This is a genomic window from Variovorax soli, assembly GCF_031454625.1.
In the GTDB taxonomy this organism is placed as follows: domain Bacteria; phylum Pseudomonadota; class Gammaproteobacteria; order Burkholderiales; family Burkholderiaceae_C; genus Variovorax; species Variovorax soli_A.
The window spans coordinates 625,490-640,271 of record NZ_JAVDRF010000001.1 but is presented as its reverse complement, the minus strand read 5'-3'; the positions used below and the strand labels follow the sequence as shown (position 1 = coordinate 640,271).

The 14,782-nt window shown below is 69.6% G+C and carries 13 protein-coding genes; 5 read left to right on the top strand and 8 right to left on the bottom strand.

Annotated features, from left to right (window positions below; translation table 11 throughout):
• Positions 1-132: 132 nt before the first annotated feature.
• Entirely contained in the window at positions 133-672 is a 540-nt protein-coding gene (gene ssb, locus J2739_RS03085) for a single-stranded DNA-binding protein (protein ID WP_309898394.1), read from the bottom strand.
• 122 nt (positions 673-794) lie between these two features.
• On the opposite strand from ssb, the gene J2739_RS03080 reads away from it, so the two are divergent.
• From J2739_RS03080 to atpE, 3 genes are all read left to right on the top strand, one after another.
• Positions 795-2,171, top strand: coding sequence for a chloride channel protein (locus J2739_RS03080; protein WP_309898392.1), 1,377 nt, complete (start codon positions 795-797; stop codon positions 2,169-2,171).
• Positions 2,172-2,233: 62 nt separating this feature from the next.
• The gene (gene uvrA / locus J2739_RS03075) at positions 2,234-5,254 is read left to right on the top strand and encodes an excinuclease ABC subunit UvrA (RefSeq protein ID WP_309898705.1); all 3,021 of its coding nucleotides are present in this window, start codon (positions 2,234-2,236) and stop codon (positions 5,252-5,254) included.
• Positions 5,255-5,392: 138 nt separating this feature from the next.
• Complete coding sequence (atpE, locus tag J2739_RS03070; protein WP_068684783.1) at positions 5,393-5,635, top strand: F0F1 ATP synthase subunit C; 243 nt, start codon at positions 5,393-5,395, stop codon at positions 5,633-5,635.
• Positions 5,636-5,653: 18 nt separating this feature from the next.
• On the opposite strand, the gene J2739_RS03065 is transcribed toward atpE, so the two are convergent.
• From J2739_RS03065 to gtdA, 7 genes are all read right to left on the bottom strand, one after another.
• Positions 5,654-6,571, bottom strand: a complete 918-nt coding sequence (locus tag J2739_RS03065; protein ID WP_309898390.1) for an acyl-CoA thioesterase — start codon at positions 6,569-6,571, stop codon at positions 5,654-5,656.
• 72 nt (positions 6,572-6,643) lie between these two features.
• Positions 6,644-7,990 carry an FAD-dependent oxidoreductase gene (locus J2739_RS03060; protein WP_309898388.1) on the bottom strand — a complete coding sequence of 449 codons (1,347 nt, stop codon included), beginning with the start codon at positions 7,988-7,990 and terminating at the stop codon, positions 6,644-6,646.
• Entirely contained in the window at positions 7,987-8,946 is a 960-nt protein-coding gene (locus J2739_RS03055) for a Bug family tripartite tricarboxylate transporter substrate binding protein (protein WP_309898386.1), read from the bottom strand. Before J2739_RS03055 ends, J2739_RS03060 begins: the two co-directional genes overlap by 4 nt.
• 65 nt (positions 8,947-9,011) lie before the next feature.
• Positions 9,012-9,980, bottom strand: coding sequence for a Bug family tripartite tricarboxylate transporter substrate binding protein (locus J2739_RS03050; RefSeq protein ID WP_309898384.1), 969 nt, complete (start codon positions 9,978-9,980; stop codon positions 9,012-9,014).
• 37 nt (positions 9,981-10,017) lie between these two features.
• Positions 10,018-11,238 carry a 3-hydroxybenzoate 6-monooxygenase gene (locus J2739_RS03045; protein WP_309898382.1) on the bottom strand — a complete coding sequence of 407 codons (1,221 nt, stop codon included), beginning with the start codon at positions 11,236-11,238 and terminating at the stop codon, positions 10,018-10,020.
• Positions 11,239-11,245: 7 nt separating this feature from the next.
• Positions 11,246-11,950, bottom strand: a complete 705-nt coding sequence (locus tag J2739_RS03040) for a fumarylacetoacetate hydrolase family protein (protein WP_309898381.1) — start codon at positions 11,948-11,950, stop codon at positions 11,246-11,248.
• A gap of 75 nt (positions 11,951-12,025) precedes the next feature.
• Positions 12,026-13,096, bottom strand: coding sequence for a gentisate 1,2-dioxygenase (gtdA, locus tag J2739_RS03035; protein WP_309898379.1), 1,071 nt, complete (start codon positions 13,094-13,096; stop codon positions 12,026-12,028).
• A gap of 134 nt (positions 13,097-13,230) precedes the next feature.
• Here gtdA and J2739_RS03030 point away from each other — a divergent pair, with 134 nt between their 5' ends.
• Together J2739_RS03030 and J2739_RS03025 are read left to right on the top strand one after the other, a co-directional pair.
• Complete coding sequence (locus tag J2739_RS03030) at positions 13,231-14,148, top strand: LysR family transcriptional regulator (protein WP_309898377.1); 918 nt, start codon at positions 13,231-13,233, stop codon at positions 14,146-14,148.
• Between the two features lie 54 nt (positions 14,149-14,202).
• On the top strand, positions 14,203-14,649 hold the full coding sequence (locus J2739_RS03025; protein WP_309898375.1) for an acyl-CoA thioesterase: 447 nt from the start codon (positions 14,203-14,205) through the stop codon (positions 14,647-14,649).
• Positions 14,650-14,782: the final 133 nt, after the last annotated feature.

The following is a 14,782-nucleotide window of genomic DNA, read 5'->3' as shown; positions in this document are numbered from 1 at the left end:
CGGGAGCCGCTGCTCCTGCAACTGCTGCACGACCGCAGGCCACCCCTGAGCTCGATCAGCCCGAATGGACAAATAAAAAAGGCGCAGGGCCGTCAGCCCTGCGCCTTCTGGAGGCGACTCCGAAGAATCCGGTCAGAAAGGAATGTCGTCGTCCATGTCATCGAAGCCTGACGAGGACTTCGCCGGCGCCTGGCGCGCTGCCGGCGACGCGGCTGGTGCGCGCGGAGCCGCCGCGGGCGCGCGGGAGTAGCCACCAGCGCCGCCGCCACCGCCGCCACCCTGCGAATAACCGCCGCCATAGCCGCCATCGTCCTCGCCGGTCGGTGCACCCTGGCCTTGGCGACTGCCCAGCATCTGCATCTGGTCGACGCGGATGTCGGTGGCGTACTTCTCGACGCCGTCCTTGTCGGTGTACTTGCGCGTGCGGATCTGGCCCTCGACGTAGATCTGCGAGCCCTTGCGCAGGTACTGCGCGGCGATCTCGGCCAGGCGGCCGTTGAACACGAGGCGGTGCCACTCGGTGGCCTCGCGCATCTCGCCGCTCTGCTTGTCCTTCCACTTGTCGGTGGTGGCCAGGGTCACGTTGCAGATCTGGTCACCGCTCGGGAAAGTGCGGGTTTCGGGGTCGCGCCCGAGGTTGCCGACGAGGATGACTTTGTTGACCGATGCCATAGGTGTTGCCCCTGAAGATGAATGGACGGAAGCCGGGAAAACGGAACATTGTGCCGCATGAAGGCCAGCCGCCGTCTTGCTCGCGGATGCTGCCGCCCCTGCTGCGAGAATGAGCCGCCCCGATGAACCGCGAACCCGACTTCCTCGAGAATCTGCGCGCCGAGCTTTCCAGCGGCCGCCTCTGGCTCGACCGCGCCATCGTGCTGGCCTATGCAGTGGCTGCCGGCCTGTTCGTCGTCGGCTTCACGCTCGCCAGCGACCGGGCCTTCGGCCTGTTCCATCGACTGCACCAGGCGCAGCCCTGGGGCCTGCTGCTGTGGACGCCGGCTCTCACGGCCGCCATCGTCTGGGCCACGCGCCGATGGTTTCCAGGGGCGGCCGGCTCCGGCATTCCGCAGGTCAAGGCTGCGCTGCACCCGGCGCTGCCGCCCGAGCGCCGCGGCCGGCTGGTGTCACTGCGGCTCACCGTCGCGAAGATCGGCCTCGCGGTGGCCGGGCTGGCAGCGGGCCTGTCGATCGGCCGCGAAGGCCCTTCCGTCCAGGTCGCTGCCGGCGTGATGCAGCATGCGCGGCGCTGGCTTTCCCCGGCCTCCACCATCGATGCGCGCGCGCTGCTGGTCGCCGGCGGCGCCGCGGGCATCGCGGCCGCCTTCAACGCACCGCTCGCGGGCGTGGTATTTGCGATCGAGGAGCTGTACGGACGGCTGGAGACCCGCGCCAGCGGCTTGATCATCACCGCCATCGTGCTCGCGGGCCTGGTGGCGGTGTCGGTGTTCGGCAATCTCAGCTACTTCGGCGTCATCCGGGTACCGCACGTGGGCTGGTCGGCGCTGGGACCGGGGCTCGCCGTCACGCTGGCGAGCGGCGTGGCGGGCGGGCTGTTCTCGCGGCTGATGGCGGCCTCGCTGACGGGCGCACCGGGCCGGCTGAATGCGGCGCGTGCACGCTGGCCGCTGCGCTTCGCTGCCGTGGGCGGCATGCTGGTCGCGGTGATCGGCCTGGTCACGGGCGGCGCCACCTTCGGCGCCGGCTCCGAGAGCGTCAAGGGCATGCTGGCCGGCCATCAAGACCTCTCGCCGCTCCAAACCCTGCTCAAGTTCATCGCCACCTGGATGACCGCCTGGTGCGGCGTGCCCGGCGGCATCTTCGCGCCGGCGCTGACCATCGGTGCGGGCATCGGCAACAGCGTCTCGCAGCTCGCCGGCGGCGGCCTCGGCCCGGCGCTGATCGCCATGGGCATGGCCGGCTTCCTCGCGGCGGTGACGCAGACCCCGCTCACTGCCTTCATCATCGTGATGGAGATGGTCGACGGCCATTCCATGGTGCTGAGCCTGATGGCCTCGGCCATGCTGGCCAGCCTGGTGTCGCGCATGATCAGCCGGCCACTGTACGAGTCGCTTGCCGATCACATGGTGGCGACCTCGATCGGCTCGCCCTCCCCCGTGGTGGCGCCAGCCGGATCACTGCAACGGGGCCCCAAGACCGCCGGCGTGCCCTGAAATCACGAGGGATTTATCATGCTCGGTTGTCCAAAAACGACCGTCCCGTGAATTCCACCCTCATGGATAGCGCCAGCGGCGCCTACCTCGGCGCCGCGCTCGCGCAGCAACGCATCAGCATCCGCGGCGCGCGCACCCACAACCTCAAGAACGTCGACCTCGACATCCCGCGCAACAAGCTGGTGGTGATCACCGGCCTGTCGGGATCGGGCAAGTCCAGCCTGGCCTTCGACACGCTCTACGCCGAAGGGCAGCGTCGTTACGTCGAGAGCCTGTCGGCGTATGCGCGCCAGTTCCTGCAGCTGATGGACAAGCCCGACGTCGACATGATCGAGGGCCTGTCCCCCGCCATCAGCATCGAGCAGAAGGCGACCAGCCACAACCCCCGCTCCACCGTGGGCACGGTGACCGAGATCCACGACTACCTGCGCCTGCTGTATGCGCGCGCCGGCACGCCCTACTGCCCCGACCACGACCTGCCGCTGCAGGCGCAGACTGTCTCGCAGATGGTCGATGCCGTGCTGGCCATTGCAGACCAGCCGCGCCTGATGATCCTGGCCCCGGTCGCACGCGAGAAGAAGGGCGAGTTCCTCGAGCTCTTCGCCGAGATGCAGGCGCAGGGCTACGTGCGCTTTCGCGTCGATGGCCAGACCTACGAGTACAACGACCTGCCCAAGCTCAAGAAGACCGAGAAGCACGACATCGACGTGGTGATCGACCGCCTGCGCGCCCGCCCCGACATGCAGCAGCGCCTGGCCGAGAGCTTCGAGAACGCGCTGCGCCTGGCCGAGGGCCGTGCGATCGCGCTGGAGATGCACGAGGACGGCCGCACGAAGGACCACCTCTTCAACGCCAAGTTCGCCTGCCCGATCTGCCACTACTCGCTGGCCGAGCTCGAGCCGCGCCTCTTCTCGTTCAACTCGCCGGTGGGTGCCTGCCCGAGCTGCGACGGCCTGGGCAACCGCGAGTTCTTCGATCCGCAGCGCGTGGTCGCCTTCCCCTCGCTGAGCCTGGCCAGCGGGGCCATCAAGGGCTGGGACCGGCGCAACGGCTACTACTTCAGCATGCTGGAGAGTGTGGCCAAGCACTACAAGGTCAGCGTCGACACGCCCTTCGAGGAGCTGCCCGCCTCGGTGCAGCAAGCGGTGCTGCACGGCTCGGCCGAGGAGGAGATCAAGTTCTCCTACACCATGGAAAGCGGTCAGCAGGCCGGCAGGAAGCTGGTGCGCAAGCATCCCTTCGAGGGCGTGATTCCGAACATGGCGCGGCGCTACCGCGAAACCGATTCGGCCATGGTGCGCGAGGACCTCTCGCGCTTTCGCAACCTGCAGCCCTGCCCCGACTGCGGCGGCACGCGCCTGCGGCGCGAGGCGCGCCATGTGTTCCTCGCCGACGAGTCGGAAAACGGCACGCGCCGCATGGCGATCTACGAGATCAGCCGCGCCACCTTGCGCGAGAGCCTGGACTATTTCCAGCAGCTGCACCTGCGCGGCGCCAAGGCCGAGATCGCCGACAAGGTGGTGCGCGAGATCGGCCTGCGGCTCAAGTTTCTCAACGACGTGGGCCTGAACTACCTGAGCCTGGACCGCAGCGCCGAGACGCTCTCGGGCGGCGAGGCGCAGCGCATCCGCCTGGCCTCGCAGATCGGCTCCGGCCTCACCGGCGTCATGTACGTGCTGGACGAGCCCAGCATCGGCCTGCACCAGCGCGACAACGATCGGCTGATCGGCACCCTGAAGCATCTGCGCGACATCGGCAACAGCGTGATCGTGGTCGAGCACGACGAGGACATGATCCATGCGGCCGACCACGTGATCGACATGGGCCCCGGCGCCGGCGTGCATGGCGGGCGCGTCATGGCGCAGGGCAGCTACGCGCAGGTCGCGGGGCACCCCGATTCACTGACCGGCCAGTACCTCTCGGGCGCGAAGAAGATCATCGTGCCCAAGCGCCGCACGCCTTGGCTGCCGGTGGTCGCCAAGCCCGACGCCGCCGAGCCGAAGAAGGCCTCGCGCTTCCCCATGAGCCCGGCCGCGGAGCGGCGCGCGGCGCGGGAGGCCGCCCATCTGGCGACGCAGACCCAGCTGCAGGAAATCCGCGTGGTCGGCGCCACCGGCAACAACCTGAAGAACGTCAGCGTGGCTTTTCCCGTCGGCCTCTTCACCTGCGTGACCGGCGTCTCCGGCTCGGGCAAGTCCACGCTGGTCAATGACACGCTCTACACCGCGGTCGCGCGCACCCTCTACCGCGCCCACGAGGAGCCGGCCGCGCACGAAGCGGTGGAGGGCATCGAATACTTCGACAAGGTCATCAACGTCGACCAGTCGCCCATCGGCCGCACGCCGCGCAGCAACCCGGCCACCTACACCGGCCTGTTCACGCCGATCCGCGAGCTGATGGCCGAGACCAACACCGCGCGCGAGCGCGGCTACGGCCCCGGGCGCTTCAGCTTCAACGTCGCCGGTGGGCGCTGCGAGGCCTGCCAGGGCGATGGCGTGGTCAAGGTCGAGATGCACTTCCTGCCCGACGTGTACGTGCCCTGCGAAGTCTGCCACGGCCAGCGCTACAACCGCGAGACGCTCGAAGTGCAATACAAGGGCCGCAACATCGCGCAGATCCTGGACATGACGGTGGAGGCCGCCCACGATTTCCTGAAGGCCGTGCCCACCATCGAGCGCAAGCTGCGCACGCTGCTGGACGTGGGCCTCTCCTACATCAAGCTGGGCCAGGCCGCGACCACGCTGTCGGGGGGCGAGGCGCAGCGCGTCAAGCTGGCGCTCGAGCTCAGCAAGCGCGATACCGGCCGCACCCTCTACATCCTCGACGAGCCGACCACCGGCCTGCACTTCGCCGACATCGAACTGCTGCTGAAGGTGCTGCACCAGCTGCGCGACGCGGGCAACACCATCGTGGTGATCGAGCACAACCTGGACGTCATCAAAACCGCCGACTGGCTGATCGACATGGGTCCCGAAGGCGGGGCGGGCGGCGGCACGGTGGTGGGCGCGGGCACGCCGGAGGCGCTGGCCGCCAATCCGGCGAGCTATACCGGGCACTACCTGAAGCGGCTGCTGCCCGGCTGAGGCGCGCGGGGCGGCCAGGCGCCATGACCTGCGAGGTCATCGACGCCGCGCAAGCGCTCGACGACAGTGGAGGCGAGCCGGAGCCACAGGGGTTCCGGCAGCCACCAGGCCGAACTTCCAAGGCCCCGAAAGAGCACCATGACCCAAGGCTTCGACATCCTCCCCCTCGCCGTCGCGCTTCTCATCGGCATTGCCGCCGTGGGCTCCTGCATCGGCATCGGCATCGTGGGCTCGAGGCTGCTGGAAGGCACCGCGCGGCAGCCCGAGCTCAAGGACCAGCTGCAGACCCTGTTCTTCCTGATCGCCGGCGTGACCGACGGCGCCTTCATCATCGCCACCGGTATCGGCCTCTGGTTCGCGACGGCGAATCCGTTCCGCTGAGACGCCGCAGGCCTGCGCTCAGATCGGCGCAACGCCGCCCGCCGTGGACCAGGGACTTCCTTCCGGCAGCACCCGGATCATCCCCTCCTGCGCGGTCGACGCCACCAGCCGCCCGTCGCGGGTGAAGATGCTGCCCCGGCACAGGCCGCGCGCGCCGCCCGCGCTGGGCGAATCGATCACGTAGAGCAGCCAGTCGTCCATGCGGAAATCGCGGTGGAACCACATCGCGTGGTCGAGGCTGGCGGGGCGCACCCGGCCGCTCATGAAGCTCAGCCCGTGGGGCAGCATCGACGCGCGCAGCAGGCCATGGTCGGACGCATAGGCCAGCAGTGCGCGATGCACGATCGGATCGTCGGGCAGCGGCGCGATCGCGCGCATCCACAGCGCTGCCTGCGGCGGCCGCGGCGCGGGCGTCAACAGGTCGTCGGGATCGACGCGGCGGTACTCGATGCCATGCGGCGCCAGGGCGGCGTTGCGCCAGCGCTCGGGCAACCGGTCGCCGAGCGCGCGGCGCTGCTCCAGCTCGCTGGGCAGGCCTTCCGGGCCGGGCTCGGCGGGCATCTCGAGCTGGTGCTCGATGCCCTCGTCCACCGTCTGGAAGGAGGCCGACATCTCGAAGATGATGCGTTCGCGCTGCCGCGCCACCACGTGGCGCGTGGTGAAACTGCGGCCGTCGCGCACGCGGTCGACCGCGTACTCGATGGGCGCGTGCTCGCCGGGCAGCAGGAAGTAGGCGTGCATCGAATGCACCGGCCGGTCGACGGCCACGGTACGGCTGGCCGCCGCCAGCGACTGGCCCAGCACCTGGCCGCCGAAGACCGCCGGCGTGCCGATGTCCTCGCTCTGCGCAAGGAAGCGGTCATCGCCCAGCGGCTGCAGTTGCATCAGGTCGACAAGCTCGCCGACGAGACGGGCGGCGGTGGCGGAATCGGTCATCGTGGGCGCTTCGCGGAAAACAGAAGCCGACGACGATAGCAAAGAGCCGGTCCCCCGGCTGTCTCCGGGCTGTCAGCGATCGAGATCGACGCCGTCGGCCGCGAGCTTGTTCTGCAGCGCCGCCACGTCGGCCTCGGCGAAACGCGAGGCGCCGAGCGATGCCGCGGCCGTGCCCGCCGCCTGCCCCATGACGAAGCAGCCGCCGCTGGCGCGCGCGGCCGACTGGCCCTCGTGCGTCATGGAGGCGCAGCGGCCGGCCACCAGCAGGTTGTCGACGCCGTGCGGGACCAGCATGCGCCAGGGCAGCTGGTTGTAGCTGCGCTGCGGGTCGCGCGGGAAGGCCCACTCGATCTTGCCCGCGGCGTGCATCTCCATCGGCCAGGCGTTGATGCCGATGCTGTCGTCGAAGCGCGCGGAGGACAGGATGTCCTCGCCCGAAAGCGCGTACAGGCCCTCGATGCGACGCGTCTCGCGGATGCCCACCTGCGGCGCGATCTCCACGATGGCCGACTGCTCGAAGCCCGGCACTTCGGCCTTGAGAAATCGGAAGTACTCGCCGATCTGGCGCCGGCCTTCGATCTCGCCCTCGCTGAGCTCGCGGGCGTCGACGCCGTTCATCGCATCGCCACGGGCGTTGCGGATCTGCGTGACGTTGGCACGCCATTCGCGCGGATCGATCTGCGGCCGCAGGATCGCGCCCTCGCGTGGAAAGCGGTAGGCACCGGGACTGCGCTCGAGCGCCTTCGCCATCAGTTCGTTGATGGCCTTGAACTCCCCCACCGCGGCCAGCGCGCGCGGCGCGTCCACGTGGCCGACGCGGAACATGGTGGAGGGGAAGAGCCCGCTGCCCTGGCCGTCGCCGACCGCGAAGGGCACGCCCGCGAAGGCGGCCACGTCGGCGTCGCCGCTGGCATCGATGAAGGCATTGCCGCGCAGGGCCACGCGGCCCGACTTGGTCTCGACGATCAGCGCGGCGACGCGCGCGCCGTCCATCGCCACCGACGCGGCCAGTGCGTGGAACAGCAGCGCGACGCCGGCGTCGAGCAGCAGCGCGTCGGCCGCGCACTTGTAGACCGAGGTGTCGTAGGAGCGCACGCGGATGCGGCCCTGCATGCCGTCCTGCGGCTTGTTGAGACCGCCGAGCGCGTCGATGCGCGCCAGCAGCTCGTCGGCCACGCCATGCACCAGCTGCGTCATCTCGCCGTCGCGCTTGCCGTAGAGCCCGGCGAAGTTGGTCACCCCGCCGGCCGTGCCCATGCCGCCGAGAAAGCCGTAGCGTTCCACCAGCACGGTGCGCGCGCCATGGCGCGCGGCGCTCACGGCGGCAGCGATGCCGGCCGGGCCGCCGCCGACCACGACGACGTCGTACTCGCCGAAGACGGGCAGCTCGCGTTGCGGCTCGATGACGGTGGCGGTCATTGGAGCTTGATGCCCTGGCTCGAAATGATCTTGGTCATGATCGCCGCCTCTTCCTTCACGCGCGTGCGCATGCCGTCGGGCGAGGTGCCCACCGCTTGCCAGCCCTGCTCGAAGAGCTTCTGCCGCACCTCGGGCGACTTCATCACGACCGCCAGCTCGCGCGTGATGCGCTCCTGCGCCTGCTTCGAGAGATTGGCCGGGCCCAGCAGCGCGGTCCAGACCTCGAGGTTGAAGTCCTTCACGCCGGCATCGGCCAGCGGGGCCAGCTCGGGCACCAGCGCGCTGCGGCCGCTGGTGATGCCGATGGCCTTCACCTTGCCGGCCTTGACCTGCGGCATGGCGATGCCGGGCGGGATCAGCGCCATCTGGATCTGGTTGCCGATCAGGTCGGTCATGACCTGCGGGTTGCCCTGGTAGGGCACGTGCACCGCCTTCAGGCCCGGCACGCGGCTCTTGAGCAGCTCCATGCCCAGGTGGCCCACGGAGCCGACGCCCACCGAGCCGTAGCTCCACCGGTCGCCGCTCTTGCGCCCGGCATCGAAGAAGGCCGCGCCGGAGGGCAGGCTGTTCTGCGCCACCAGCACCAGCGGCGCGGTGGTCAGCAGCGAGAGGTAGGTGAAGTCCTTGGCGGGGTCGTAAGGCAGCCTCGGGTACAGCATCTTCGACGAGGTCAGGTTGCCGTTGATCACCACGCCGAGGGTGTGATCGTCGGTCGCCTTGGCCACCTGGTCGGCCGCGATGTTGCCCGAGGCGCCGGGCTTGTTGTCCACCACGATCGGCTGGCCCAGCGCCTTGGCCAGCGGCTCGGCGATGGTGCGGGCCGCGATGTCCGGGGTGGAGCCGCCGGGGAATCCGACGACCAGGCGCACGGGCTTGGTGGGCCAGGTGGCCTGGGCGCCGGCGGCCAGCGGCAGCGCACAGGCGGCGATCAGAAGAGCTCTCTTGGACAGGTGCATGAAAGTGACGCAAGCAAGTGAAAGGAAGGGAGAGCCCGAGGATAAAGCCGGCCTGTGACCGCGTGTCACTCCAGGCTGATGTTCCCGCGCCGCACGAGCTCGCCGTAGACCTTGGACTTGGCCTCGGCCTGGCGCCGGATCTCGTCGGGCGACCAGGCCAGCGGCTCGAAGGCGAAGGTGTCGAAGCGGGCGCGGATGTCGGGGTCGGCGATGACCTTGGCGACGTCGGCATTGATCTTCGACTGGATCGCCGGCGACACGCCCTTCGGCGCAAGCAGGGAAACGAAGGACGTGACCTCCAGGCCAGGGGGGCCGCCGGACTCGGCCATGGTGGGCACATCGGGCATCTGCGGGACGCGCCTGGCCGTGGCGACCGCGATGTAGCGCAGCTTGCCGGCCTTGTAGACGCCCTGGCTGGAGGGGATGCTCGCGAAGCTCCACGCCACCTCGCCCGAACCCACGTTGGTGTAGAGCTGCGAGACCTCGCGGTAGGGCACATGCTGCATCTGCACGCCGGCCAGCGCCTCCAGCTGCTGCGCGCCCAGGTGCCCGGGGCTGCCCACGCCCCAGGAGCCGTAGCTCACCGGGCCGGCCTTGGCCGCGGCGATCAAGTCGCTCATGTTCTTCCACTTCGAGTCGGTCGGCACCGCGACGAAGAAGGGCGTGCGGAACAGCGAGGCCACGGGATCGAAGTGCTGCAGCGTCACGAAGTTGCGCGACTTGTACAGGTGCGGCAGCGCGGCGATGTGCTCGCTGTCGAGTTGCAGCAGGGTATAGCCGTCGGGCGCCGCGCGCCTGGCCTGGTCGATCGCGATGAAGCCGCCGCCGCCCGGCCTGTTGTCCACCACCACGCGCTGGTTCCAGATGCGGCCGAGCTTGTCGGCCACCAGCCGCAGCACCGCGTCGGGGCCGCTGCCGGCGGGAAAGGCCGTGACGAGCGTGACCGGCTTGGCCGGGTAGTCGGCCTGCGCCGCCGCGCCGGCCGTGAAGAGCGCGACGGCAAGGCCGGCGATCAGCGGGAGGATTCGTTTCATGAAGGCTTGTCTCCGTGTCGTTGAAATTCGATTCGTCTCAGGCGGTCGCGCGCTGCGCATCTTCCAGGCACCGGGACGGGTCCCAGGCGTACAGCCATTCGACCGCGTCGTAGAAGCGCTCAGGCGTGCGGCCGGTCCACAGGCTGTTGCGCACCAGCCGCTCCACGCCCCTGGCATGGTAGAGCCGGCCCATCTCGCGCACCGACAGCACGACCCGCGCGGTGCGTGCCACGCGCGCTGATGCATAGAGCCGGAAGGCGGCGGCCAGGTCGAAGTCGCAGGCCTGGACGGCGGCGCCCAGCGTCACCGCATCCTCCAGCGCCATGCAGGCGCCCTGGGCGAGGTACTGCATCATCGGATGGGCCGCGTCCCCCAGCAGCGTGGCCGGGCCGTGGCTCCAGTTGGCGACCGGCTCGCGGTCGGCGGTGCTCCAGCGGCGCCACGAGCTGGGGCGGTCCAGCAGCTGGCGCGGGCGCGCATGCACGCCCTCGAAGTACGAGAGCACCTCCTCCTTGCTGCCCTCCGTCACGCCCCACTCCTCGTCGTAGCGGCTGTGGAAGGTCACGACCAGGTTGTACTGCTCGCCACGGCGCAGCGGGTAGTGCACGAGATGACAGTTGGGGCCGGCCCAGACCACGGGCGCGTTCCAGCGCAGGTCCTCGGGCATGTCGGCGGCCGGCACGACCGCGCGGTAGACCACGTGGCCCGAGACCCGCGGCGCATCGCCGATGAGCTTTGCGCGCACCACCGACTTGACGCCGTCGCAGCCGACGATGGCGTCCGCCTGGAAGCGCCGGCCGTCGCGCGTCACTGCCGTCACGCTGCGTTCGCCGATGTCGAGCTGCCGGACCTGCGCCGAAGTGTGGAAGCGGATCAGCGGATGCTGCTTCACCGCCTCGTGGATCGCGCCGTGCAGGTCGGCGCGGTGGCTCACCGCGTAGGGGTTGCGAAAGCGCGCGCGGAAGGCCTCGCCCACCGGGACCGAGGCCACTTCGCTGCAGTCCACCGCGTCCATCATCACGAGCCGGTCGGTGAACACGGCGCCACGCCGCACCGCCTCGCCGACGCCCAGCGCGTCCAGCGCGGCGAAGGCGTTGGGCCCCAGCTGGAGCCCGGCCCCGATCTCGCCGATGGCCGCACTCTGCTCCAGCAGGTCGACGCTCATGCCCAAGCGCGCCAGTGCCAGGGCCGCGGCCAGGCCGCCGATGCCGCCGCCGACCAGCAGCACCGAGGGCTTGCCTTGTCGTGGGGTGTTCATGGTGGCTTCAATCGATGCGGACAGAGATGGGATCGAGGCCGTCGATGCGCACGCGCAGGGTCTGCCCGCGCTGCACCTGGCCGACGCCCTCGGGGGTGCCGGTGAAGATCAGGTCGCCGGGCTGCAGCGCGAACAGCGTCGACAGATTGGCGATCACCTCGTTGACCGACCAGATGAGGTTGCGGATGTCGCTCTTCTGGCGCGTCTCGCCGTTCACTTCGAGCGTGATCGCGCCGCTGGCGATCTCGCCCGCATCCGCGAGCCTGCGCACCGGTCCGATCGGCGCGGAAAAGTCGAAGGCCTTGCCGATCTCCCAAGGCCGGCCCTGCTCGCGCATCTTCATCTGCAGGTCGCGGCGCGTCATGTCCAGCCCGACGGCGTAGCCGTAGATGTGCTTCGCGGCGTCTTCCACCGCGATGTCGCGGCCGCCCTGGCCGATCAGCACCACCAGCTCGGCCTCGTAGTGGTAGTTGGCGGTCTGGCCCGGGTAGGGGATGCCCACCGTCTCGCCCGCCGGCACCGGGACGACGGAGGCGTCATCGTTGGGCTTGCAGAAGAAGAAGGGGGGTTCGCGGTCGGGGTCGAAGCCCATCTCGCGCGCATGCGCCGCGTAGTTGCGGCCCACGCAGTAGACGCGGCGCACCGGGAACAGGCCGGACGAGCCGACGATGGGAAGGCCGACGGTGGCCGGCGGCGTGACGACGTAGGACATGGAAAGCTCCTGCCGCGAGGCGGCACGTTGGTTCGAGAAAAAGAAGGAAGCGGCGCTGCGGCGGCAGCGCCTTCGTCAGGCGTCCTGCAGAAACGCCTCGCGCAGCACGCCCATCGCCTGCTGCACCGGACGATCGGAGAAGCTGAACAGCACGACGTCCTCGGCGGCCGAGAGGCGCAGGGGCGCCCACGAAGGCACGACGAAGGTGTCGCGCGGACCGAAGTCGAAGCGCTGCCCGCCGATCTCGGCGGTGCCGCGGCCTTCGACGACGCTGTAGACGGTGCCGTCGGTCGAGCGGTGCGTCTTGCCGGCAAAGCCCTTGGGCAGCAGCTGCAGATTCGTCCCGATGGTGGGCATCGGCGCGCCGCCCGTCAGCGGATTGACATAGCGCAGCTTGTGCCCGAGCCAGGCATCCGGCGCCTCCTGCTTCTGCAGCTGGGCCAGCGCCTCGCGGCTGCGCGCATAGGGGTAGTTGAAGATCGGCGACGTGGGCGCCACGTGGTCATGGCGCACCGGCACCATGTTGTGGCCGAAGCGTGCCAGGCTGTTGCCTTCGGGCCTGGCCACGTGCTGCATCCTGGCGTCGTCGTTCTCGGCAAAGCCCGCGTCGAAGAAACGCAGCATGGGGATGTCCAGGCCATCGAGCCAGACCACCGGCTCCGCCATCCCTTCGATGCCCTCGTTGCCATGGTCGTGCCAGGCCCAGGAGGGCGTGATGATGAAGTCGCCCGGGAACATCGTGGTGCGCTCGCCGCCGACCGTGGTGTAGGCGCCCTTGCCATCGACGATGAAGCGCAGCGCCGACTGCACGTGGCGGTGCGAGGGCGCGACCTCGCCCGGCATGATCAGCTGCAGGCCGGCATAGAGGGACTGCGTGATCGAGGAGCGGCCCGGCATCGCCGGGTTCTCCAGCACCAGCACGCGCCGCACCGCTTCCTCGGCGGTGATGAGCGCGGCCGATTCCATCAGCAGCGGGCGGATCTCGTCGTAGCGCCAGAGCGCGGGCACGCAGGGCGTCTGCGGCTCGCGCGGCACCAGGGCGTGCAGCGATTCCCACAGGGGCGTGAGGTTCAGCGGGCGGATGCGTTCGTAGTAGTCGCGGCGCTCGGCGGCGTTGCCGGCCGCGGCCTGGGGGGCGGTGTTCATGGTCGGGGTCGTCTCCGGGGCGTTCGGTGCCTCGCCGTTGATTGTTGGCCGCGACCACTATTTCTTCAAGCGCTGCAGGCAATACTTCGCATCTCGTTTTTTGATAATGATGGTGAATCCGAAAAGGAAACCCCGTGGCCAAGCTCGACCTCGAATGGCTCGCCGTGTTCGACGAGATCTACAAGACCGGCAGCGTCTCGAAGGCTGCGGACCGCCTTGGCCTGGCACAGGCCGCCGCCAGCACCATGCTCAACAAGCTGCGCGCGCATTTCGACGACCGGCTGTTCGCCCGCACCGCGCAGGGCATGCAGCCCACGCCCTATGCCCAGCGCATGCTCCCGCACGTGCGGGAGGCCCTCTCGCAGATCGAGCAGGCGCGCGGCAGCCGCAGCGGCTTCGACCCGGCCCATGCGCAGCGGAACTTCCGCATCTGCATGACGGACATCAGCGAGGTGGTACTGCTGCCGGGCCTGCTCGACCACCTGCGACGCAACGCGCCGGGCGTGCACATCGAGACCGAGATCATCTCGACCGACAGCGGCCGGCGTCTGGCCGACGGCGAGGTGGACCTGGCGGTGGGCTTCATGCCGCAGCTGGACGCGGGCTTCTACCAGCAGACGCTCTTCATGCAGAACTTCGTCTGCCTGGCGGCGCGCAACCATCCGCGCATCGGCGAGCGGCTCACCCGCAAGCGCTTCGAGGCCGAGGCGCATGCGGTGATCTCGTCGTCCGGCACCGGCCACGCGATCGTGGACAAGACCATCGCGCGGCTGGGCCTGAAGCGCGAGGTGGTGGTGGCGCTGTCCAGCTTCCTGAGCGTGGCGCGCATCGTGGCCCACACCGAGCTGATCGTGATCGTGCCGCGCATCCTGGGCGAGGTGCTGGTCACGCAGGAACCGGTGAAGCTGCTGGAGCCGCCCTTCGCGCTGCCGCCCTACGCGGTCAAGCAGCACTGGCACGAGCGCTTCCACGCCGACCCCGGCAACGCCTGGCTGCGGCGCACGGTGGCGGGCCTGTTCGGCGGCAAGGAGGCGGCCGCGGGCGCCGCATAATCCATCGCCGCGGGCCTTTCCCCACCCCCCCATCTCCAACCTCCAGGCCGTCTCATGAGCTCCATCACCCTGCGCTTCCTCGCCGAACCCAGCACAGTCAACTTCGGCGGCAAGGTCCACGGCGGCACCGTCATGAAGTGGATCGACGAGGCCGGCTACGCCTGCGCGACCAGCTGGTCCAAGCGCTACTGCGTGACCGTCTTCATCGGCAGCATCCGCTTCCATCACCCGATCATGATCGGCGACCTGGTCGAGGTCGAGGCGAAGCTCGCGTACACCGGCAACAGCAGCATCAACATCGCGGTCGAGGTGCGCAGCGGAGACATGAAGGGCGGCGAGATGCAGAAGACCGCCGAGTGCCTGATCGTCTTCGTGTCGGTCGACTCGCACGGGCGCCCGCTGCCGGTGGCGCCCTACGTCCCCGGCACGGAAGAGGCCAAGTCGCTGGCAGCGCGGGCCAAGGCGCACCTCGAGGCCTCGCGGGCCGCCTCCGGCGTCTGACGCGCCGCCTCCCGCGCCGCCGGCGGGGGGATCTTGTACGTCTCGTCTGACGCCGTTTCGGGACGGCGGTCGATACACTGCCCCGGCGAGCCCTGCTCGGCCGCACCGCAGCGACCCCATACCGATAACAACC